Source organism: Paenibacillus sp. 01T424, from assembly GCF_056398745.1.
Genome location: NZ_JBFTPZ010000022.1, coordinates 89,335 through 112,452 on the forward strand (window position 1 = coordinate 89,335; position 23,118 = coordinate 112,452).

Sequence of the window (23,118 nt, forward strand, 5' to 3'; positions counted from 1 at the left end):
ATCGGCCTCCTATATTCTCGAGTTAACTTTTACGATCTCTTCTTGAAATCTCGTTTTGCCCATTTTCGAGCTAATCCAAGCATTTATTAATATGGCGATTAGAACCAATATAGCGGTAATTACGGCAATCAGCAGCCATACATTAATGCTTGTTGAATGGATGAAATGCAGCCACATATACAACCCTGTTAATGTGATAAAGAGTGTTGGGATCGTGAGAATGATACCCGTTTTAAAATAATTTCCCCATGTGATTTTTACACCCTTACGTGATAATACGTGCAGCCACAAAAGTGTCGCGAGCGATCCGATGGGTGTCATCTTAGGTCCCAAATTACTGCCGATAACGTTGGCATACACCAAAGATTCACGAATGACGCCTTGCGTTGCTGTTCCTTTTATGGCTAGTGCATCGATCATCACGGTTGGCATATTGTTCATGACCGAAGACAATATCGCAGCAAGGAATCCCATACCGATAGTGGAGATGAATAGTCCCTTGTCGGCGATGGCTTGTATGACTTTTCCTAGTTCATCTGTAAGTCCCACATTACGAAGTCCATAAACAACCACGTACATGCCAATGGAGAAGATGACAACTGCCCAAGGAGCGCCCTTGACCAGCTTCCAAGTTTGAATAGCCGGGCTGCGTCGAGCAGCTAAAATAAACAAGATTGCAGCGACGCCTGCTATGACGGAAATTGGAACATGAATGTATTGAATTACAAGGTATGCGAGAAGTAACATGGCTAAGATTACCCATGAAATTCGGAACATCTTCTTATCTTTTATGGCTTCAGACGGCTTCTTGAGCTGTTTTAAATCGTAGTGACCTGGGATGCTTTTACGGAAGAACAAAAACAAGACCAGAAGGCTCGCCAGCAGCGAAAAAAAGTTCGGAATAATCATCCGGCTAGCATACTCGATAAAGCCGATTCCAAAAAAATCAACGGAAACGATATTAACGAGGTTACTGATTACAAAAGGGAGCGAAGTTGTGTCTGCGATAAAACCGCTGGCCATAATGAATGGCAAAATCATTTTCTGATCAAATTTGAGTGCACGCACCATCGCAAGCACAATAGGTGTTAAAATAAGCGCGGCGCCGTCATTGGCAAAGAATGCCGATACTGCTGCACCAAGAAGAACAACATAAACAAACATAAGTTTTCCATTGCCTTGTGCGAGCCGCGCCATGTGAAGCGCCGCCCATTCGAAAAAGCCGATTTCATCTAAAAGAAGCGATATTACGATAATGGCTACAAAGGCAAGCGTAGCATTCCAAACAATACCCGTAACCGTACTAACATCAGCAAAGCTTACGACGCCAAACAGAAGAGCCAGAATAGCTCCGGCAGCTGCCGACCAACCAATACTTAGTCCTTTTGGTTGCCAGATTACAAACGTGAGCGTAAGCAAAAAGATTAAAATGGCAATGAGTGTCATACTTCCCCCTGTGTATCACAGCTGTTATTTTTTAAGCCTGCTATTTTTTCTTTCATGGAAGGCAGGTACGGATACACGCACTGTACATAGGCTTCCGCATCCGGATTAAGGGAGTAATATACCCACTGCCCTTTTTTCTTTTCATTTAGAAGTCCGGCTGATTTTAGTTTTCGTAGATGCTGGCTGGCATTTGGCTGAGACATCCCGATAATGTCAGTGATATCACATACACATAGTTCCTTTTCTTTGAGCAGTGCTACGATGGTTAACCGCGTTTTATCGGCTAATAATTTATAAGCCTCGGCCATTTCCTGTATCGTTTGCTCCATATGTAGTACCTCCCTCTGTTTTCTCCCGTTGGCTTCTTTTCATTTCATAATTATATAACTAACTACTTATATAATCAATGGCGAATATGATGAGATGTGAAAATTTCGAGTGTTTATAACCATTCAAAGTCGCCCCTTCTTCCTAAATAAACAAAACAAAGGGCATTAGATTAAATAAATGCCCTTTGTTTTAGGTTGTTTGAAGTAGAACGTTGCTCATACTGGCTACGAAAGTAGACGGAACATTTCGGTATTCCTAGAATACTAGGCAAATTACTTGCTGGAACATCGTATATTATTTCTACTTTTGATCTGGTCCACAGCAACTGTCTCCGCCGCCGACACCAATGCTACAAACACCTGTCTCCGGCAATTCCAGCTCTACTTTACGAGCAGACTCCATATCCCCCACTAAAGCGGCTACAATCGATCTAACTTGCTCATAGCCGGTTGTCATTAAGAAGGTCGGTGCTCTTCCATAGCTTTTGGCACCCACAATGTAAAAATCTTTCTCAGGTTGACGTAATTCGAGTTCACCATGAGGTCTAACTGTACCGCAGCTATGAACGTTTGGATCGATTAGTGGCGCTAACTCATATGCACTTTCAAGACTCGGGTCCATCATCACTCTTACCTCACGGACAAATGATAAATCAGGACGTGAGCCTGTGTTGCATACGATCTCGTCGACACCGTCAATAAAAGCTTTCTCTGATCCAATCGTACCGATAACATGAATTTTCCCGTTACTCTCCTTTAATTCTTCAATATAAAACGAGGTCATCACTTTCAAAATTCCCGATTCTACTAATTTTTGAATTCGATTTCCGAGTTCACCCCTAGCCGGTAATCCATCTAACTCACGTCCGCCATAAACATTCTCAAGATTATGTTTTCGTATTGCCCATACAATTTCAGTCTCGTTTGTTTGCTTTTGAAGTTCGCCAAGTTCCAAAAGTGTATTAATAGCGGAATGACCGCTTCCAACGACAAGGACTTTTTTTCCGCGGTAACGTTCTTCATCCTTTCTGAGCAAATCTGGGATGCCATAATATATTTGATTGCTAAGCGCTTTTTCTTCTAATAAGAACACACCATCCGAACGAAGCGGGTTTGGATTTGACCATGTTCCCGTGGCATCAATAACCGCTCTTGCTTCAAAAAGATGTTGGCTGCCATTTTGGGTGGCGTGAATGGCAAAAGGCAGATCATCACGACCGTTCGTTTTAACTTTACTTAAACCCTTACGGCTAATGGCAGTCACCTTCGTATTCAAATGAATAGACGGACTTATTTCAGAGAGCTCTGATAGAGGCTTTAAATATTGTTCTACAAGTTCTTTCCCTGTTGGAATATCCGTATTTTGTGGTGTGATCCAGTTGGTTAAAAGCAACAATTGTTTAGCTGCTTTATCGATGTTATATTCCCATGGGGAAAAGAGTCTTACATGCTCCCATTTTTTAATATTTGCTCCGATATCGCAACCAGCTTCTAAAAGTAAAAATGACTCTCCTTTTAAACGTAAATGTGCAGCAGCCGCAAGACCTACCGGTCCAGCTCCTATAATTGCAATTGGCAAATTGCTTTTTTCGTTGTCATGTACCTCACAGCAGCTAATTTGGTTAATAGGAATACTTTTCATCATATTATTTCCTCCTCAATATTATTTGCAAATTGCAAGTATTAATGATTTTTAAAGGGATAAATAATTATCCCAGTGTTGTACAACATACTTTCGATTTTGCCATGCTTTCGTTAAGCAATTTTATCGAGTTTATGACCATGTCTTGTTCAAATTCAGACATATGCGAAAAGACCTCTTTTAAATAGTCATTCATTTGGCCATCAATGACTGTTGAAATGTACTTGCCTTCAGTCGTTAACGTTAAAATATTGATTCTCCGGTCTTCAGGAAGTTGTGTTTTCTTCACCAATCCTAACTTCACAAGGCTTTGAACTTGGCGGCTAAACGTAGTGATGTCTATGGATAGTGAATCCGCCACCTGCTGAATCGATGGATTATGTTTTCGATCGATCTCATAAATAATATGGCTTTGAATTAATGAGATATCCACTCCGCCCGCTGTGCAACAATTTTTATCCAGAAGCCCAAACCGGCGAGTCATTATTTGAAACATCTCTCTAGTGTTCTCCACTTGTTTCACCTCTTGATCTATTTATAACGCAATTATTTGCAAAATGCAAGTAAAAATTGAATATTGACCTTTTATTTTTTATCGTCAGAAACTACGCAGATGAACATAAAAAAACCAGTAACAACAAAGCTTTTGTCGTTACTGATTTCCACTTCCTGTGCTATTTGTTTGTTGTAGCTCACAATCATTTTTTTAATTATTTAGGTTGCTGTCATCATGATCTTCCCAACGTCTTGAATACGCTTTGTTCGTGATCCAGAATGTAATCCATGAAAGAATGGCTACGATTATAAAAGATACGATCCATACGCCGATAGGTACTTGCATATGATTTCCCCCTATATGTTAGCAGTATATTTTTGATCCCTAATACGTGCAGTTCATTGAAATGTGAATTAACGTTTATCATAAAATAAAAAGCGAAAAAACGAACCATCCAAATCGGATGAATTACTACCATCCAATTCGATTGGTTTTCATTTAACTGTCATAGTTAGGTTGAAAACAGCCTCTTTCAGTTTGAAAATCAGTGGTATGATAATCATGACTATAATGTTTTATTTACAAGCAAGGGATGTGAACCTGATGTGGGAACTTGAGAGGAAAAGTAAAATTCCTATATATAAACAAATTACCGATCATCTAGAAAGACGGATTTCCTACGGTGAATTCCCTCCTGGCAGCTTGCTTCCATCTGAGAGAAAATTGGCTGAACAACTAGGCGTAAACCGCAGTACAGTCATTTTGGCATTTGCCGAGCTTCGATCGATGGGGATTATTGAAAGTCAGACAGGCAGTGGAACGCGTGTATCCAAAACAAAATGGGGAGCCACTCCCAAGCACACGCCTAATTGGAGTCGGTACGCTGAGGGCGGCAGCTTTCTACCTAACTTGCCCTTTATGCGAAGAATTCGTGAAGCGCTCAATCAAAACCCCTCTCTCATCGATTTTGCTAGCGGTGAGCTGTCGGCAGATTTGGCTCCAAATGATGAAATTACAACGTTGATGAGCGAGAATAAATATACTTCATATTTGGGTTATGATAATCCTCAAGGGTATATTCCGCTTAGACAAGCATTGGTATCCTATCTAGATCAACATCGGGGTATTAAGACAACGGAATCATCGATTTTGATCACATCGGGATCTCAGCAATCGTTATATTTAATAACCCAGTGTTTGTTGTCGCCTGGCGACGCGGTTGCGATTGAAGATCCTTCCTACTGCTATTCTCTGCCTATGTTTCAATCAGCTGGGCTTAGGTTGTTCCGACTTCCTGTTGACAGTCAAGGGGTATGTCCTGAGGACATTCGTGCTTTATACAAAAAACATCGGATCAAAATGGTGTTCATGAACCCCAACTATCAGAACCCAACAGGTACAGTGTTCGGTGTTGAACGCCGCAAACAGCTGCTTGACGTCGCAAGCGAGTTGGCGCTACCTATTGTCGAGGATGACCCATTTAGCTTAACGGACTATGAAGGTTTACCGCCTTCACCGCTGAAATCAATGGATTCAATTGGGTCTGTCCTCTATATCGGTTCTTTTTCCAAAATAGCTGCATCTGGCATGCGAATAGGTTGGATGGTTGCCCCTAACTCCATTGTGGAGAGACTTGCTGACGCAAGGCAGCAAATGGATTTTGGACTTAGCGTTATACCGCAGCAGGTAGCGGCACAATTTTTGAAGTCCAATTACTTTGAACCTCATCTTGACCGCTTGCGAATGCAGCTCCAATATAAACGAGATTTACTTATTGAAGCATTGCAGAAGGAACTTCCAGGATTGGTTACGTTCACTGCCCCACAAGGTGGTCTTCATCTATGGTGTAAGCTAGTTCCGGATGTTCACGATGGAAAGCTGCTGGAGGAGTCCATTAAAAGAGGGATTGTTTTTGTTCCTGGTAGTGTGTACGGATCGGATTCTGGTTTCGTAAGATTTACTTTTGCTCGAGCAAAAGAAGCTGAAATTGGTTTAGGAATCTCCAAATTTGCTGATGCGCTGCGTGAGCTTATGAATAGCAAATAGCTTAATAGGAATTAGAAATAACCGCCGAGGTCTATACCTCCGCGGTTATTATCAATCGTTAACATGATTTGGCAAGGCGAAACCCAAGGTCGTCAATACAAAATGACGGATGACTGCGACGACGACAAGTAGCTCCGCAGCCTCTCGCTTCTTCAGCCCAGCTGCCGCCCCGAAAAATGCGATATGAGCCATATACCTGCTCATCATATAAATCCCAGCACCATTCCCAGACATTTCCTAACATATCATATAAACCCCATGCGTTGGGTTCTTTTTTACCTACTTCATGAATGCTGTCTCCCGAATTTCCATTGTACCAAGCGATTTTATCAATCTCTCCGTATTGATAGCCAGCTGTTCCTGCTTTACACGCATATTGCCACTCTGCCTCTGTCGGGAGGCGATAGCCATCAGATTCCCAATCACATTCAATATGATCTCCATCCTGACTGAATGAGTAACACTCTGTTAATCCTGCATTCAGGGACAGTAAATTACAAAAATAAATGGCTTCATTCCAAGAGATATTGACCACTGGTCTTTGATCACTACTCAAAGAAAGAGGAGATTTTTTGGTTACAGCTAAATACAATTCCATCGTTACGGGATAAGGTGAAAGATAAAAGGGTTTAATATCAGACTTCCATTTTCGCTTCGTCCGGTCATCTCTTAATTCAATTACTCCAGCTGGAATGCTTACCATTGGGTATTCATTATGTTTATTTAGAGCATTAGAAACGGTGATCTCCTCCTTTGATTTAAATGTTGCACTACTGTAATTTACCATAAATTAGTGATTCGTTATAATAGTAATTGAATTTTACTCTCCATTTGGAATAGTTAACAAAAAAAGGTACCGTTAGCATGACAGTACCTTCACTACGTATTGATTTAGCAATAGATTGGCAAGCTATAATTACTGCCTTTTAGCCAACATTTCCTTTAAGAACATACCCGTATACGACTCTGCCACTTCCGCTACACGCTCAGGCGTGCCTTCTGCTACTAATTTTCCGCCGGCTGCGCCCCCTTCTGGGCCGATATCGATAACCCAATCGGATTCTCGTATCAGTTCCAGACTATGCTCAACAACGATTACCGTATTGCCTGTATCAACCAGCTTGCTGAGTAAAGTATGGAGCTGCTTAATGTCAGATGGATGGAGGCCTGTAGTCGGTTCATCCAGCAGGTAGAGCGTATGGTTTTTGGAAGGCTTGCTCAGCTCTTTCGCCAGTCTGATCCGCTGTCCTTCGCCGCCAGATAACGTTTTGACCGATTGCCCCCATTTCAAGTAGCCTAGTCCGACTTCACAAAGCATCTCGATAATACCTGTTATCTTTGTTTCATTTTTGAGAATAGCTAAGCTTTCCTGCACAGACATATTCAGCAAATCCGATATAGAGCAGCCTTCATACTGAACCTGCAAAACCTCATCCGTAAATCGTTTTCCTTTGCAGTCAAGACACTTTACCTCCAGATCAGGCAAGAAGTTCATATCAACGGAAAGCACACCTAGCCCCTGACATGTCTCACAACGACCACCAGAGGTGTTAAATGAGAAATGTTTGGTTGTCAGTTTTCTTTTTTTAGCTTCAGGCAAACCAGCGAACAACTGGCGCAGCTGCGTAAACACATCCGTATACGTTGCTACGTTGGAGCGCTGCACTCGTCCCATGGGTGTCTGGTCAAATATAACGACATTTCCGACATGCTCTAAGCCCGTAATTTTCTTGCACCCTATTCGCTCCAACTCCTTCTGACTTCCTTCTGCTAGGATATCAAAGACTAGCGTGGATTTGCCGGAGCCAGATACACCTGTAACGGAAACGAGACAGCCAAGCGGGAATGCTACAGTTGGAATGTCAACATTACGGAGTTTAGCCTGCTCGATTGTAATAAACTGACCGTTGCCTGCTCTGCGGATGCGTACAGGAGTTGAGCCATTCTCTTCTCTCAAATAAGCGCCTGTAACCGAAAGCTTACTGGACATTAAATCCTCCAGACTTCCTTCGCCTACGACGGTTCCACCGTGCAACCCAGCGCCAGGACCTATATCGATGATATGGTCTGCAGCACGCATCATCTCAACATCGTGCTCGATTACGAGTACTGTATTCCCTAAATCACGAAGCTGCTGAAGTACTCGTATGAGACCGGATGTATCACGGGGATGAAGACCCGTGGTCGGTTCATCCAAAATATAAAGTACTCCGGTTAGGCCAGAACCGAGCAGCGATGCGAGCCGCAGCCGCTGTGCTTCGCCGCCTGATAACGAAACGGTTTGCCGATTCAGAGAAAGATAGCCTAGGCCAACATCAATGATTCGTTTTAGCCTAGTAGGCATATCATGCAGAATGGGTTCGAGCAGATAATGACCTTCAGGCGGGAGCGTCTCTTGTAATTCCTCGGTCCACTTAAATACATCACTGAGTGACCATTCCGATACATCGGAGATGGTTGAGCCGGCTACTTGAACAAGACGAACTTCTTTCTTAAGGCGTGCTCCTAGGCATTCCGGGCAAAGCTGTTCATGAAAAAAACTTCCCTCTTTTTCCGCAGTGCCTGTTTCCCCTTCTTTTTCTTTGTAACGCCTCCATAAACCAGGGATGACTCCTTCGAATTTTGTACCTTGGACAGGCTTCACATTTGGATAATGCTGCTTGAAGGCTTCACTACCGACACCATAATATAACAAATCGCGCTGTACCTCTCCGAAATCCTTTAATGGCTGATCCGGACCAAATGCAAAGCCGTAATGCTTTCCTGCCGCCATCAAAATACGAATTTGAATATCGCGATGAACCCCGTTCAGAGAAGCCACTCCCCCATCGCGCAGACTGAGCTCCGAATTGAAAACGGCTGCTTCATTAATGCTTGCCACATGCCCAAGCCCACTGCAAGCTCCACAGGCTCCTTCTGGCTTATTGAAGGAAAAGTGTGACATTCCTAGCTGCTCAAGCGCTGCTCCGCAGTGAGGACAGCCTATCATTTGATGATCCATTTCCTCATCTTCATCGGCCATTGCACCTATGGGCTCAAATAAAGGAGCTATGTGACCGCTGCAAGAAGGGCAAATCCGCTTCCCTAGTCGCGAGAAGATAAACCTTACAAACGTATAGATATCGGTTACTGTTCCGACTGTTGAGCGCGGATTTCGATTGGTAACATGCTGTCCAACGCTGATGGAAGGTGATAATCCTTCGATAGACTCAACCTTCGGCTTCCCTATCGAATCCGAGGTCATGCCCATGGAATCCAAATACTGCCTTTGGCATTCTCTTTGAAGTGTATCCATAGCCAAAGTTGATTTGCCAGATCCTGATGGACCTGTAAGAACGACCAGCTTGTACTTTGGAATTGAAAGGGAAACATTTTTCAGGTTGTTTTCACGTGCACCTTTAATAAAAATGGTATCTTTCATAAAAATCCTCCTCATAATAAATAATTATTCTATGTCTTATAGCATTCCGATCTCAAATATGGATTAAAGTGTTTAGCCATCATGACTAAAGTTTTTGCAAATTATGAATGATTTCGATAGAATGAACTTGATTAAATTCATTCCATCTAATATCTTTATAACAAAGTATCTCGGAATCCGAGATACCCATATCTTAAAAGGAGGTTTGTCCTTTGTCAAGCGAGCAACAAGTGCAAGCGACCGATCAGCAGGAACAATTCGTCGCACGTATGCGCGGACTAGGAAGCCGAACAGTTTTGTACCAACAAAATGTAGCTGCTGCTCTCGGCTTATATAATAATGATTTTTTATCTGTGGATATTTTACGTGAAAAAGGACCAATCACAGCCGGTGAGTTGTCCAAACTAACTGGGCTTGCTACTGGAAGTGTGACAGCATTAATTGACCGCCTTGAAAAATTCGGTTACGTACGCAGGCAAAACGATCCCAATGACCGTCGCAAAGTGATTATTGTTCCGCTCTATGAACAGAAAGAAGATGTCAGCAATACGTATATTCCACTTCACAACGAGATGGTGAAGCTGGCTTCCTCCTATACAGATGCAGAGCTGGAACTGATTACACTGTTTCTAGAGAGAGCCGGCAAAGTACTAGATGATCAAATTGATCACCTCAGCTCTGCAAAAAGCACTAAATCTTCATCTTAAATATAGGGCACACCAATTGAAAAGGACGATATCCAGAAGTCTAATGACCTCAGGATACCGTCCTTTAATGCAATTCATATTATTATCGTCCTTCTTACTTTTTACTTTTGTCCTTGAGCTGCCTATCAATCGAAGTAGATCGTTTTTCCGGTTTTGGCTGATAAGTAAACCGCTTCCAGAATAGCCGATACCACCATCGCCTCTTCAGGCTTAACGAGCGGATCGGTGTCGTTCACAATACTGCTGATCCACTGCTTGGCTTCATACTCGAAATCAGTCAGGTTTTCTCCACGGAATTGCTCTCTCTCGGTTGCTTTCACGTCGATGACGTTGAGAAATAAGCTGCCGTCCCTCTCACCGTTAATGCGCAGACCATCATGAAAATCAGCACCGCCCTTCGTACCGCACAAATATGATCCTTCAGATTTGGCGATATTAAGTGCCCAGCTGGTTTCAATTGAAACGACAGCACCGTTTTTGAATTTCACATAACCAAAAGCGGAATCTTCTACTTCAAACTGCTCTGGGTCCCATGATCCCCATTCATTAGCTGCATTTTCTGTATCCTTCAGCTTCTGAAACACACTGCCTACAACACTGTGAGGTTCATAATTGTTCATCAGCCATAGGATGAGATCCAGTGAATGGGTGCCAATATCGATCAAAGGTCCGCCGCCTTGTTTCTCTTTATCCAGAAATACTCCCCATGTAGGAACCCCTCTACGCCTTGTTGCAACCGCTTTGGCATAATAGATCTCGCCAAGCTCATCATTCTCGATCATTTTTTTTAACAGCAACGACTGAGCTTTGCTGCGGTTCTGGTAGCCGACTGTCAGCTTCTTGCCGGTTCTAACATGAGCTTCGTACATCGCTTTCGCTTCGGCACYGGTCTTGGCCATCGGCTTCTCACACATAACGTGTTTGCCTGCTTCCATGGCATCGATTGAAATGACGGCATGTGAAATATTTGGCGTCAATACATGAATGACTTCAATATCCTCCATGGCTAATAGCTGCTTATAATCGGTAAAAACCTTCGCGCCGGGAACTCCATACTTCTCAGCAGCTTCGCGCGCTCTTTCTTCGATTAGATCGCAGAATGCGACCATCTTTACATTACCCACCTTGGCTAAGCTTGGCATATGTTTGCCGCCAGCAATCATGCCGCATCCGATAATACCTACCTTTACTGTTCGCATCTAATTAATTTCCTCCTTGCCGTTTAAAATCTACCGTTCTTCTCTCGTGATGTGCGATATATGCCGTTTCAAGAAGCTCCGTCAGCTTTGTTCCGTCCTCGAGTCCAAATGGCATCGGCTTGTCGTTCAGAATGCCATCCACCCATTGTGTTAGTGGAAGCGGCTGCTCCTTTGGAAGCTGTCGAGGTGAAATCCAGCCTTGGAGCGGTGAATCGGTATGTTTGGAAGCAAATTTAACATCTTCTCCGGATATGATCAGTGTCCCTTCCGTACCGTATAGTTCAAACGCAGATGGCGTCGAGTAAGTAACAAGGCTCGTTTCCAGCAGCGCAACCGCGTTGTTAGCAAACTCAATCGAGCATTGTGCATTATCTTCAACAGCCCGGCCCGTAAAATAATTAAACATGGATGTAATTCGTCTCGGCTCACCAAGCAGCCAGCTTGCCAAATACATCGGATGGCAACCAAGATCCATCATAGCTCCGCCGCCTGCCTGTTTCTCATCGTACCAGTATTCAGGCAGCCAATTGTTTAATGCTCCGTCGTGACCATTTCGGATACGCAGCAGCGTAACGGCGCCAAGCAGCCCATCATCCAGAAGCTGTTTTGCGAATAAATGGTGAGGCCTTGTTCGAGCGGGAAAAGATATACAAAACTTCACGCCGGATTTTTGTACAGCAGCCGTAATTTTGTCGCATTCGGCTACCGTAAGCGCCATCGATTTCTCTGTGAAAATATGTTTTCCAGCTTGCGCAGCAGCAACCATGACTCCCGCGTGCATGCTGGTAGGGGCATCAATGACAACAGCATCTACGTCTTCCCTTTGAAGCAGCGTATCCAGATCAGATTCAAAAGCAGCTCCGAGCTCTGCTGCCCACGTTCGCCCTCTCTCCGTTATTTCATCCCAAACTGCTGTTATGTTTACGTTCCCAAGTGATTGCAGGTGTTTGGCATATCCATCAGCATGAACATGCCATTTGCTAATCATCGCGACATTTAACATTCAAAAATCCCTCCATTATTCAAATATTTGCTTAAGCGGCGAATTGCTAATCTTTAAAAGCCGTTGCGGGGTACCCGGCGCCAAATGGCGCGTCTGGCCGCTCATATTCTCCTGCTAAGTAACGGCGCATAGGCGTTGTACGCTCCAAATAGTCCTTGTTGTTTCCAAAGCGATCGGAGAATCGAACCCAAGGCGGACTATAAATATAATGTGCGGTATAACGGTCGTAATCTCCGTCATGATAATATGTACGATGCCAAACCGCGTTATGGAAGAGCAATACAGATCCGGCAGGCGCACAAATGACATGTCCTACAGGCAAATCACCTTTGTCGCGGCGGATGTCTGCCGGGAGTGGAACTTGGGCTCTATGGCTGCCTGGAATCATCTCCATGTTGCCCATCCTAGGCAGCGATTGGTCAGTGAGTAAATAGGAAGCACGAAGCTGCAGCAGAGGAATCGGATAAGCTAGTTGATTAAAATCGTAGGCTCCTGAGCCATCCTGATGCCAGCCGCCTGCTCCTCCAAATGCAGGCTGCTTCGTGCACCAAGCGGATTGAAGAATGAAACGATCGCCATATAATGCTCTCACTTTTGGGAGCACCGCAGGGTGATCAATCAACTGGTCCAGCGTGGGTTCACTTTCAAATCCTCGGCCAACCTGAGCCCATCCGGTTGTACCTTCTCTCTCATGCAGGCGAATAGATGCCTCCAAACATTGCTGTGCTTGGTCAGCGGTTAATACATTAGGAATGATCAAATAACCCCACGACTCGAACATGAAACGGTCAAGCTCTGTGAATTCACCGGGTTGCGAAATGGCATTAAGTCCTTGACTGTGCTCGGCATTCATGCGATAACCTCCTGCTTTCTGGAGTGAACTGCTTCTTTTATATATAAAATATGAACGGTAATTCATTTAATGCATAGAATGCTTGGATTATTCCGATTATTTTTATTTAAATCATCAACATTTTGGTTAACTAATCGCTTTGTGTTATCTAATAAACGACGTTATCAACTAATTGCTCTTACAATTGTTTGTTTTTCAGATTCATTTTCTAAAATCGTATATATTTAATATGTATTTTGAGATTTTCCATTTTCGTTGAATAGCTTTGATAAACATAAAAAAAATGGAGGAGTTCCGAAGAACTCCCCTACACAGGCATTTCTTATTGTTACTGAATGATCAATCTGTTACTGAATGATCAAACCAAATCCATTCTGAATGTAATTCGTGTTGGGATGAGCGATATTGCTAGTCGTCAGGTTGTTGAACGTTGCTGATCCATTCCCCGTATAGGTGTAAATTGCCGCACCTGGATGCGGTGATGTGAACCGCGATGTAAGGATTCCATCACGTCCCGTACCATTAATATTGATATTGTTGAACACGATATTTTCAAATCCGCCGCCATATCCAAACTGGATTGCACTGCGCTGCGTATTGATAATATCAATGTTGGTAAACGTCACGTTTTTGATGGAATCGTTAGATGCCTCCAAATCGATAGCTCCGCGTTCACCATTGTAGAGGTCTTTACTGGTTCCGCTGTTTATAATCGTTGTATCCGAGAACAAAATGCCGGTATTGTTCTGGAAATGGTAGCCTGGGAATACAGTGTTCATTCGAATGCCAGATCCGCCGACAGTGTCGATGATCAAGTTGTTAGTAGCCTTATGTCCTCCCCCGCCGAAAAATGCAATAGCAGCCGCACGCCAGTTATTCTCAATCGTATTAAACGAGAAAGTATTGTTGACACCCGCGCGGGCACCATTTACATTACTCGTCCATACGGCAAGACCATCATCACCGTTATTTCGGACGCTGCTGTTGCGAACAGTCGAATTACTTGTGCCTTGAGCGAAGTTGACACCATCAGCARGATTATTTCGGATACGGCTATTTTCAATCACGAGCCCATCCGCATAAATTGCTGGTGTATGTGCATAATCCCCTACCCAAAAACCGCATTCAAAGTGCTCTACCCATACATTGTGCACCTTTGAATTTTTACCGAAATTGTCCATAAAGCCCTTGTAAATAGCACCCTCGTGATAGCGTGACCGCAGCTTGGAATTCATATAAATATTGCTAAAATCAAGCTTGCCTTCGACACGGAATGAAATGCCGCCCGATGCTACATTAGGGTTGGTAAACTGGATGTTTGTATGCCAGATGCCTGCGCCCATGATCGTAATATCATTAATCATGTTACTGACAGAACCGACCTTCCACATGTTTCCGAGATGGAATGTTCCTTCTGGTATATACATGATTTTTCCTGTAGAAACCGCTGATGTTACAGCAGCTTCGAAGGCTGCAAGATCATCGAGGCCATCGTTTGCAACAGCGCCAAAATCCGTTACAGAAACCGAGTTGGCTGGGCGGGCAATCGCAGCAGGAACCTGCTCGATTTCAAGGAAGTCTACACCATATTCGAGATTGTCTGCATTGCTTTTTTGGATACGTATGGTATCGCCAGGTTGAAGAGCTGTGTCTAGTTTCCAATGCACCTCATCAAATCGGAAGAGCGGACGTCCTCCTGATGGAGTGTCAGCTGGTTGATCACTTGCGAAATACTGCCAGTTGTAGTAAGAAGTGAGCGGGATGGTCTTGGCTTTGACACCATTGACGTAAACATCAAGTGATCCGCTGAGCCCCATGCCATCTGACGAGTCAGGCATCGTAAATCTCATCGTAACGCCTGCTCCGCCCTCCCCTTGCCTTACGTTCCACTGAAGATATGAGCCATTCGATGGAAGTGACACGTAACTCTGACCAGATGCCTCGGATGCAATCAGCGCCTGATCGAATGTCGGTGCAGATTGTAAAGTTGCCCCTCCACCACGAGTCGCATCCTGCGTATCGTACCTGTTGTAAGGCATGCTGGCACCTCGAGCAGAATAAACGACTAGACTTGTTGAACTCGTGTTATTTGCTTGCTTAATTGCTAATTCGTTGGCATCAACAGCAACGATTGTTGATACGGTATAGTTGCCAGTTACTGCTGTCCATGTCCCAGGAATACTGACATTTGCAGATGCTCCAGCTGCTAATGTACCGCTGTATGACCCGTTATAGGTCTGAATGGTAGAGCCGGCAGAATTTTTAAGAATAACGGTTACGCCATGGGTGCCGCTTGCTGAAGAAATGTTTCCCTGATTGTTAAGGAGAACGTTGAAAGCGACTGTATTGCTGGCAACTGGATTACTTGGTGTCCAGGATACAGCTCCAATTAAATCGGAACTGGCAACAGGAGCGACAATAAGTGATGATGGATTCGTATAGCTGTTGTTGGTATCATTTTGCTCAATAATTGCATTGTTCTCATCTACCTTCGAGCTTACTGAGTAGGTGGCTGCGGTTTTGGCACCAACATTAAATGGTACCGTTACTGAAGCACCGGCCGCTAGTGCGGCTACTGGAGCAGAGCCGGCAAGCGTGTTGTTAAGGTAGAAGTTGACTGTAGTCGCCGGGGCACTGGCGTTGCCGATATTTTTAACTGTTGCGTTCAGTGTAATTTCATTTGTCTCTATTGGTGAGACAGGTGCCCATGACATGCCTGTAATCGTCAAATCAGGGTTTGGAGCAGGCGTTCCGTAAACTTGAAACTCAGCGATTTGACCGGCAGGTGCGCCGGAGTTCGTCGTAATATTCAACTGCAGACGTTTAACCGTCGAGGTAACCGGGATCGTTACCGTATTGCCCGAAGCTGGATTAAACGTATAAGCTTGTGCCGACACTAAGCTGCTGAAGGTTGTTGTATTTTGGTTATGACCTAGTACTTGAATCGTTTGTGTACGAGTGCCCCATTCTGTAGAAGGATTCAGCTTCAGCACGATGGATGTAATGTCATGATTCGCCCCAAGATCGAGAGTTAAGGTGCTCGAAGCGCTGCCGCCTTCCCAATAAGTGGCGGTGTTATTGTCGTTTGCATTCGCTGCAATAAACGTTTGTGTGCTGGATGATGCGCTAATAGCTTTGCCAATAGCGATGTTGCCACCTGGAGGAATCGTAGGCGTTGCTGTTGGAGTTGGTGTCACTGTTGGCGTAGCAGTTGGCGTAGGAGTTGATGTTGGTGTCACCGCTGGAGTAGGAGTTGCCGTTGCTGTAGGAGAAGGTGTAGGCGTAATGATCGTTGAATCAACCGTGATTTGGTCAAGATTGACATTGCCGGAATCACCTGCATCGTATTTATAAGCAATCGTATTGGAGCCTGCATTTAAAGTGAGAGCCTCTGCTTTCGTTCCCCACGTATCCCAGTTCGCAAGGTTTGGAAGTGAGGTTTGGCGGATTTTTGTTCCGTTAACGTAGATGCTTATTGTTTTTGTGCTTCCGCTTGCATTGGCGTACTTGAGTGTCACGTTGCGGCTGCCTGCCGCGGCTGCATTGACCGTAAACGTTGTTGTCGCACCTTGTGCTAAGTAGCCGTCAACAAATCCGGTGCCGGCATAGCCGGTATGATCGGTATTTACGCTCGCTCCGCCGGACAATGCAGCAGACTCAGCCTGATAGGTGCCCGTAGGCGTTGATGTAGGAGTAGGTGACGGTGTCAGCGCAGTGCCATAAATTTCGAATTCGGATAACTGTGCCGCTGGCCAGCCCGTATTGCCTGTAAAATTCAAGCGAACATAACGTGTGTTCGTTGATGCGAAGTTAATTGTGACCGAATTGCTTGCAACCGCCGGATTAAATACATAACCTGTAGAAGCTGTAATATTCGTGAACGTTGTTCCATTAACACTGCCTTGAACCGCAAGCGTTTGTGTCCGGGTTTCCCAGCCTGCAGGCAGCTTTAATACAATCTGGTCGATGCTAGTATTGGAGCCGAGATCGACTTGAATCCATTGTGGAAATGCGTTGTTTGCACTTTCCCAATACGTTCCTTGGTTGCTGTCTTTCACATTGCTTGGACTGTAGGTTTGTGATTGGCCGCTTGCTGTAATGTCTTTGCCGATCGACAGGTTTGATCCACCTGCAGCAGAAACGGGAGTAAACGGTCCAGTAGATAGGAGCAAGGTTGAGAATAGCATGGTAACGATGAGCGACCATGCAACATACTTATTGCGCATTATATTCCTCCTCAATAATGTGGGGGTACGAGAAATGTGCGATCTACCGAAAAACGTACAAATGGCAGCGTTTACAAAAAAGATTGTTTCACTATTATGCGATTTCCGTATAGCCTTCCGTTCACTTTCCTAGTTCATTTTAGAATAATAGACAACCCTCCTCTCGTTGTCACACCCTTACATTATAAAGACATAATTGACCGAGCTATAAGATGTAATATTACGGAAATCGTATGCGATTCAATGATAATAAAACAAATCTAAGCTTCTTTCCTATAAAAAAAACCAGTTCAACACATGAGATGTGTTTGAACTGGTTTTGTTCATTTTCTTATTTTGAAGCTTATTTGCGGTTCACTTTATAGTCAAATGTACTTCCTGATTTTTTCCATCCCATACGACATTTGCACCAAGTGCTTGTGCAACGAATCGCAGAGGAATCATCGTACTGCCACTAACGATTTGAACAGGGGCGGTTAACTTTACAACATTGCCATCAACCGTTGCCTGGTTCTTCCACACTTCCATTGTGATTGAATGGGAACCGTATTTTACCTTTACGATGTCATTTGAGTAGCTGACCGTACCCCCGAGAGATTCAATAAGTCCCCTGACGGGCACGAATACGGATCCATTTATAAAAGCTGCTTGCGCGTCCATTAAGTGGTATTTATTATTTAAGCGAATGCCTATGCCTTTAACCACTTTTTTAGGTATGATCTTATAGTTGTATTTGTATTTATCGTCACCGTAATACTGACTCAACTTCCCCCAAGATGAAACCGTTCCATCCTTATGCAAAGCTGTACCTGCTCCTTCGCCAATCGCGCTGACCATCTTGACTTGATCTAGTCCTTTCACAGGGTAAAGCTTCTTATCTTGTATAGGCCAAATCCAATAAGATACTTTGCCATCTTTCGTAAGTACAAATGAAAAGGCATGAAAATCTCCCATCCCATCAACAAAGCCCGATACAGCCGAAACGTTTGGAGCGAGCTTGGCCAGATTGAAGCTAGGCTCGGTCAGCCCATAAAGAGAATATCGATTCATAATATACACATTCCAAGAAGAAGTTACGAGTGTTCCATTAGAAATAGAACTGATACCTTTTAAATGGTCTGTTTTCATGCTGCTTTTATCAAGCACTGTGATCGGCAGAAAGGAATCGCCATATTTATCGTACCCCCAAATCCACACTGTCCCATCTTTTGCAAGTGCAATCGGAAAATAACCGTTTCCTTCAATCGCAGCAATATTTTCTAACTCGCCAATACGGCCGGGTCGAAGCTGCTCTTCCTTACTACTGCCTTCTCTGCAGGCATAATTTTGAATCTGAAATTCACATAATCCACCGAGTGACCATACGGTACCATCTGCTTTTAATGCATAATTACCTGAAATATCAATGACTTTGTCCAAACCTTCCACCTGTGAGGGTTGAACATTAGACAGGCTTGACGTCGTTCCAGGTTTTCTTCCCCAGGTCCACACACTGCCGTCCGTTCTTATTGCGGCATTGCTTTCCGAGATTTTCTTTACTTGATCTAAGATGGGAACGGCTTCAAATGTTTTTTCATTCCATGACCAGAGCACACCTTTTTTATCCAATGCATGATTTCCATCAATGCTGATAATGCCATCTAGAAAAGGTAACTGCGCCGCATTTACGGATGCTGGTGTCATAGATAATGAAACAGCACCTACAATGAATAGTATAAGCAAACGGGTTTTTAATCCTCGCAAATCATCACCTCATTGTTTTATTTACAAGGATTAGACGCCATTATTTGTAAAAAAGTTTCGTTTTCCTGTATAAAATAAGACGATTCTCTCTACTATTGAGAAAGAATCGTCGTTTGTTCAGAAACGGTTGATCACTTCGGTGAAAGCTCGCTTTCCGTTACCCATTTATGGTTTTTCATTTTTTCTCCCCCAGTGGTTGGAACGTAATCAAACATATAAACCGTGGTTTGCTCTGCGGAATCAATTGTTGCGGTTGCGCCGTTCATACCCGCCATATGGTCTGCTTGAAGGATAACTTCTGTACCTGGCTCATAGGGTTTGTCGCCTGCATCTTTAATTTCTTCTTGAATAACCCACTTATGATTGGTCACTTTTTCGCCGCCCGTTGTTGGGGTATAAGATACAGCGTAGGCAGTAGTCGTATAGGCGCCCACAATTGTTGCTGTAGCTCCATTCATTCCTGCCATATGGTCTGCTTTTATAATCGCTTCACTCCCCACCTTGTAGGTTGGATTCGTTGCTTCTTTTAACCCTTTAGGAAGCTGACTGCTATTGGAGTGATTCATTTGTGAGTGGTCTTCACCTTGATTGCTGGTCATAGCGTTCTCAGCACTTTCGTTTTTACCGCATCCACTTAAAGCGATTACCGCAGCAACACTAAGTAAAACCAATTGTTTTTTCATTTTATATAACACTCCTCTGTTTATTCGTTCAGTATGTTATTCGCATTATACCCCCAATGGGTATTTCGGAAACGTAATTTCATTTCTTTTTTTAAAAAATTTGTTCTTATGTCCTCCTATCTACTATTCCTTATCCTCATTGTAACTTACACTTTTGAAGAACTTGTGTAGACTGCAATCAGATATACTGGAGGAAGCAAATCACCATAAAAAAAAGAAGCATCAGAATTTCTGATGCTTCTTTTCATATTATGATTCATGTTTTCCGATGAAGTTGCTTATGAATTTCTCTAAAACGGTGACATCCGTTATATTTGCGTTGCAGGCTTCGCTGTTTACGCACATATAATTTCCAATGGCCTTGTAGTAATCAGGTGAAGCATTAGCAGGCCTTGATTTCGTAATCGCCGTGAATAACGCAACTTCTTCATGTCTATTGCACAAAAAACAGGTGCTTTTCTTATTTGTTGGCGTAAACTTTCCTTCAATGCCGATAAGCTGTCCGTCTTGACGGTAAATAAGAAACAGCCTATTAGATGCGATATCGGTCCAACCCATATACGTAACATAACGGTAGTCAATATCATCTAAATCAGGTACCTTTAGCTTTTTGACTTTTGGAAACAGCTTTTTTATTTGAGCTGCCGTTACTTGAGTGAATTCCGACATCAAAGGCTGCAGCGATTGCAAATAGGATTGAATTTCTTCTGTCCTATTTAACGTTGCAAGCTTCTCTAACTCATGCTTTTGAAGATCAGTTGCGCCCGGGAATGCTTCGGAAATCTTTGTTTGCGTACTATACCTAACCGCTTCAACTACTTTTGGATCGGATACCGTGTTACACGCAGTTTGAAGCAGATGTGCTTGTTTCTTAATTAAATTATATTGATGGTTTCTAATAAATGGTTTATTCATAGCTGTTCAGCCCCTTATTTTTAATGAAAAAAAATATAAGGTGCAAAGCTTTTATTAGAAACGATATGAGCTCCATTGGGCGAAAATATTTCAGTCCGGCCCCACGCAAAGTATCGCCCTAATAGTAGGCTTTGCATGAGCAGTTACTTTTCCCGGCAATTTGATTTGCCATTCCTATCACCTCCCTGCCTCTTTACATTATAAAATGAATTCAGATGTTGTTACAACGTGTGAATTCCTCTAAATTTACATTTTGATTAAGTATGCCATTTTTTCCGGATTTCCTCCACAGTGGCCAAAGCAATGGTATCTTGCAAAATATCGCCTGGTTTGTTGCCTCTCCCAAGGATGTAACCTGCAAAATTTGTGCCCGTATAGTCGAAAATATATTGAAATTGCTGAACAAGCGGAATTCCTTTCAGATGGGGCTCGTCATCGCCTATACCGATGATCCAAGCTGTTTTTGACGCAAAACTAGATAGAAACTCGGTCTTATTCTCTCTTAATGATTGGGACCATCTATCAATGAACGTCTTCGTAAGTCCTGATGCGCCATACCAGTAGATTGGCGTCGCAAACACCAATACATCTTGTGCCTTTACGCGTTCGATCAGATGATGGTAATCATCATTTGGGTAAGGCTCTTTCTCAGAATGCCGGTAATCGACAATAGGCTCGATGTTGTAGTCAGATAAGTGAATTTTATCTGCTTCAAATCCTTCAACTAATAAATTTGCTAGTTGATCCGAGTTTCCATTTTTGCGGGAGCTTCCATAAATCACTGCAATTCCCATTGTGAATAATCACCTCCACATTTAAAGTGTTAAGCTTTTATTTTGAAAAGTCCTGACCAAGCCAATCCGTACTAAGCTTTGCGAGGGTTCCATCCGCTTTCATTTCTTTTATCGTTTGATCCACAGCGTCGGCAAGTTTCTTTGACTCGGGGTCGTCTTTACGGAGTACATACTGGATATGCCCCTCATTAAGCGCATCTCCTACTGCTTTGAGCTTGCCTTGCGGATCTTTGATCGGAAGAAGGAAGTCTGCGCTTATTGTTGCGTCAACCCGTCCATTAGTGATTTGAAGAACTTCATCGTTAGCATCGTTTTGCTGGTACACGATTTTTATTGCGCCATCATGCTCCTTATTGTAATTTTCAAGGATTTGAGCTTGAGCGCTGGTCGGGCCAATCAGCACTTTTTTTCCTTTCAAATCATCTAAGGACTTGATCGATTCATTGTTTGCTGCTGCAATAATAATTTTGTTCCGCCAATAAGCGTAAGGTTCTTCGTTAAAATAAAACTTTTGTTCACGCTCAGGATTTTTCTCAAATAGATGAGCGGCTATATCGATCTTTTTCGTTTCTAGACTTAATAGAATGTTGGAAAATTCCATCGTTTGAAACTCAAATTCATACTCTTTCAGACGTTTGTCTATCTCTCTGATAACTTCAACGTCGTAGCCTGTTAACTTTCCGTTATCATCGAGAAAAGCGACTTGCTCGAAATCATTACCAGTGCCGACAATAACTTTTTTAACCCCCGCGGCTGATTCTCCTTTATTGCTGCTGCCATTATTGGCGCATGCTGTAATAACAAATAAGAAAACAAGGGCAAACGTAAATGCATTAAACTTTTTCAAAATCGTTTCCTCCAATTTGGTTGTGTATTAAACTCATAATCCCTACGGGTTAAGTGAGGATTAAAGGCTGAGATAACTGTAGCATTCACACCCACTTGAGGTCAATTGATTACATAATAGATATATTTTATATAAGAAACCAAAAATGCTATATAAATATAAATATTGTAAAAAATCAAAGACCCTCGCCAATTGAATGGGAAGGGTCTTTGAACTTTAATCGTTTGTTTTAGTTTTGATTGTCTTCCCCAATGACAATGACTTCCGTTTCTAAATCTATGCCAAAGTTTTGTTTTACCGTCGTCTTAATAACTTCGATTAAATCAATGTAATCCTGAGATGTAGCATGATCCACATTTACAATGAAACCTGCATGTTTTGTGGATACCTCTGCTCCTCCGATTCGTTTCCCTTGCAAACCGCTGTCTTGTATCAGTTTTCCAGCAAAATATCCAGGCGGGCGTTTGAATACACTGCCGCATGAAGGATATTCCAATGGCTGTTTACTTTCTCGCGCAAAAGTGAACTCATCCATTTTTTCTTTAATATCGGCATATTCAGCTTGTTTAAGATTAAATACAGCTTCGAGCACGACATATTTATTTGCAGAAATATTACTTTTCCGATAACTTAATGACAGATCCTCACTTGATAATGTGAGAAGCTCGCCTGCTTCGTTCATTACTAAAGCTTTGACTAATACATCCGAAATTTGTCCGCCATAGGCTCCTGCATTCATATACAAAGCACCACCGACCGTACCTGGGA

At 43.1% G+C, this 23,118-nt stretch carries 19 protein-coding genes; 2 read left to right on the top strand and 17 right to left on the bottom strand.

Annotated features, from left to right (window positions below; genetic code table 11):
* Positions 1-9: 9 nt before the first annotated feature.
* The 5 genes from AC1DPK_RS17680 to AC1DPK_RS17700 form a co-directional block, all read right to left on the bottom strand.
* Complete coding sequence (locus AC1DPK_RS17680; protein WP_477511168.1) at positions 10-1,446, bottom strand: arsenic transporter; 1,437 nt, start codon at positions 1,444-1,446, stop codon at positions 10-12.
* Entirely contained in the window at positions 1,443-1,775 is a 333-nt protein-coding gene (locus tag AC1DPK_RS17685; protein ID WP_477511169.1) for an ArsR/SmtB family transcription factor, read from the bottom strand. The genes AC1DPK_RS17680 and AC1DPK_RS17685 overlap by 4 nt, the downstream gene beginning before the upstream one ends.
* 301 nt (positions 1,776-2,076) lie before the next feature.
* Positions 2,077-3,420 carry an NAD(P)-binding domain-containing protein gene (locus AC1DPK_RS17690; RefSeq protein ID WP_477511170.1) on the bottom strand — a complete coding sequence of 448 codons (1,344 nt, stop codon included), beginning with the start codon at positions 3,418-3,420 and terminating at the stop codon, positions 2,077-2,079.
* Between the two features lie 64 nt (positions 3,421-3,484).
* Positions 3,485-3,931, bottom strand: coding sequence for a MarR family winged helix-turn-helix transcriptional regulator (locus AC1DPK_RS17695; RefSeq protein WP_477511171.1), 447 nt, complete (start codon positions 3,929-3,931; stop codon positions 3,485-3,487).
* Positions 3,932-4,123: 192 nt separating this feature from the next.
* On the bottom strand, positions 4,124-4,258 hold the full coding sequence (locus AC1DPK_RS17700; protein WP_256710766.1) for a hypothetical protein: 135 nt from the start codon (positions 4,256-4,258) through the stop codon (positions 4,124-4,126).
* A 258-nt stretch (positions 4,259-4,516) separates the two neighbouring features.
* Between AC1DPK_RS17700 and pdxR the strand changes: the two genes are divergently transcribed.
* Complete coding sequence (gene pdxR, locus AC1DPK_RS17705) at positions 4,517-5,959, top strand: MocR-like pyridoxine biosynthesis transcription factor PdxR (RefSeq protein WP_477511172.1); 1,443 nt, start codon at positions 4,517-4,519, stop codon at positions 5,957-5,959.
* 58 nt (positions 5,960-6,017) lie between these two features.
* Here pdxR and AC1DPK_RS17710 read toward each other — a convergent pair whose 3' ends face one another.
* Both AC1DPK_RS17710 and uvrA read right to left on the bottom strand, forming a co-directional pair.
* On the bottom strand, positions 6,018-6,662 hold the full coding sequence (locus AC1DPK_RS17710) for a formylglycine-generating enzyme family protein (protein WP_441883307.1): 645 nt from the start codon (positions 6,660-6,662) through the stop codon (positions 6,018-6,020).
* Positions 6,663-6,875: 213 nt separating this feature from the next.
* Entirely contained in the window at positions 6,876-9,380 is a 2,505-nt protein-coding gene (gene uvrA, locus AC1DPK_RS17715; RefSeq protein WP_477511173.1) for an excinuclease ABC subunit UvrA, read from the bottom strand.
* Between the two features lie 212 nt (positions 9,381-9,592).
* Here uvrA and AC1DPK_RS17720 point away from each other — a divergent pair, with 212 nt between their 5' ends.
* On the top strand, positions 9,593-10,087 hold the full coding sequence (locus AC1DPK_RS17720; protein WP_441883223.1) for a MarR family winged helix-turn-helix transcriptional regulator: 495 nt from the start codon (positions 9,593-9,595) through the stop codon (positions 10,085-10,087).
* Positions 10,088-10,212: 125 nt separating this feature from the next.
* Here AC1DPK_RS17720 and AC1DPK_RS17725 read toward each other — a convergent pair whose 3' ends face one another.
* From AC1DPK_RS17725 to murB, 10 genes are all read right to left on the bottom strand, one after another.
* On the bottom strand, positions 10,213-11,286 hold the full coding sequence (locus AC1DPK_RS17725) for a Gfo/Idh/MocA family protein (RefSeq protein WP_477511174.1): 1,074 nt from the start codon (positions 11,284-11,286) through the stop codon (positions 10,213-10,215).
* A gap of 4 nt (positions 11,287-11,290) precedes the next feature.
* Positions 11,291-12,289 (bottom strand): Gfo/Idh/MocA family protein, encoded by a 999-nt coding sequence (locus AC1DPK_RS17730; protein ID WP_441883227.1) that lies wholly within the window; start codon positions 12,287-12,289, stop codon positions 11,291-11,293.
* 46 nt (positions 12,290-12,335) lie between these two features.
* Entirely contained in the window at positions 12,336-13,142 is an 807-nt protein-coding gene (locus AC1DPK_RS17735) for a phytanoyl-CoA dioxygenase family protein (RefSeq protein ID WP_477511175.1), read from the bottom strand.
* 347 nt (positions 13,143-13,489) lie between these two features.
* Positions 13,490-17,368, bottom strand: a complete 3,879-nt coding sequence (locus tag AC1DPK_RS17740; protein WP_477511176.1) for a discoidin domain-containing protein — start codon at positions 17,366-17,368, stop codon at positions 13,490-13,492.
* 354 nt (positions 17,369-17,722) lie between these two features.
* On the bottom strand, positions 17,723-19,111 hold the full coding sequence (locus AC1DPK_RS17745; RefSeq protein WP_477511177.1) for a stalk domain-containing protein: 1,389 nt from the start codon (positions 19,109-19,111) through the stop codon (positions 17,723-17,725).
* 131 nt (positions 19,112-19,242) lie between these two features.
* The gene (locus AC1DPK_RS17750; RefSeq protein ID WP_477511178.1) at positions 19,243-19,794 is read right to left on the bottom strand and encodes a YdhK family protein; all 552 of its coding nucleotides are present in this window, start codon (positions 19,792-19,794) and stop codon (positions 19,243-19,245) included.
* A 249-nt stretch (positions 19,795-20,043) separates the two neighbouring features.
* Complete coding sequence (locus AC1DPK_RS17755) at positions 20,044-20,709, bottom strand: FusB/FusC family EF-G-binding protein (protein ID WP_477511179.1); 666 nt, start codon at positions 20,707-20,709, stop codon at positions 20,044-20,046.
* A 257-nt stretch (positions 20,710-20,966) separates the two neighbouring features.
* Complete coding sequence (locus AC1DPK_RS17760; RefSeq protein ID WP_441883239.1) at positions 20,967-21,503, bottom strand: flavodoxin family protein; 537 nt, start codon at positions 21,501-21,503, stop codon at positions 20,967-20,969.
* A gap of 37 nt (positions 21,504-21,540) precedes the next feature.
* Positions 21,541-22,350 (bottom strand): transporter substrate-binding domain-containing protein, encoded by an 810-nt coding sequence (locus AC1DPK_RS17765; RefSeq protein ID WP_441883241.1) that lies wholly within the window; start codon positions 22,348-22,350, stop codon positions 21,541-21,543.
* Positions 22,351-22,579: 229 nt separating this feature from the next.
* On the bottom strand, positions 22,580-23,118 hold a 539-nt coding region (gene murB, locus AC1DPK_RS17770), incomplete at its 5' end, for a UDP-N-acetylmuramate dehydrogenase (protein WP_477511180.1).

What these genes read in the sequence shown, in the direction of transcription:
- uvrA (WP_477511173.1), bottom strand. Translation starts at nt 9,380, where the DNA reads ATGAAAGATACCATTTTTATTAAAGGTGCACGTGAAAACAACCTGAAA.
- AC1DPK_RS17760 (WP_441883239.1), bottom strand. Translation starts at nt 21,503, where the DNA reads ATGGGAATTGCAGTGATTTATGGAAGCTCCCGCAAAAATGGAAACTCG.
- AC1DPK_RS17685 (WP_477511169.1), bottom strand. Translation starts at nt 1,775, where the DNA reads ATGGAGCAAACGATACAGGAAATGGCCGAGGCTTATAAATTATTAGCC.
- AC1DPK_RS17700 (WP_256710766.1), bottom strand. Translation starts at nt 4,258, where the DNA reads ATGCAAGTACCTATCGGCGTATGGATCGTATCTTTTATAATCGTAGCC.
- AC1DPK_RS17710 (WP_441883307.1), bottom strand. Translation starts at nt 6,662, where the DNA reads ATGGTAAGCATTCCAGCTGGAGTAATTGAATTAAGAGATGACCGGACG.
- AC1DPK_RS17735 (WP_477511175.1), bottom strand. Translation starts at nt 13,142, where the DNA reads ATGAATGCCGAGCACAGTCAAGGACTTAATGCCATTTCGCAACCCGGT.
- AC1DPK_RS17690 (WP_477511170.1), bottom strand. Translation starts at nt 3,420, where the DNA reads ATGATGAAAAGTATTCCTATTAACCAAATTAGCTGCTGTGAGGTACAT.
- AC1DPK_RS17680 (WP_477511168.1), bottom strand. Translation starts at nt 1,446, where the DNA reads ATGACACTCATTGCCATTTTAATCTTTTTGCTTACGCTCACGTTTGTA.
- AC1DPK_RS17730 (WP_441883227.1), bottom strand. Translation starts at nt 12,289, where the DNA reads ATGTTAAATGTCGCGATGATTAGCAAATGGCATGTTCATGCTGATGGA.
- AC1DPK_RS17755 (WP_477511179.1), bottom strand. Translation starts at nt 20,709, where the DNA reads ATGAATAAACCATTTATTAGAAACCATCAATATAATTTAATTAAGAAA.
- AC1DPK_RS17750 (WP_477511178.1), bottom strand. Translation starts at nt 19,794, where the DNA reads ATGAAAAAACAATTGGTTTTACTTAGTGTTGCTGCGGTAATCGCTTTA.
- pdxR (WP_477511172.1), top strand. Translation starts at nt 4,517, where the DNA reads ATGTGGGAACTTGAGAGGAAAAGTAAAATTCCTATATATAAACAAATT.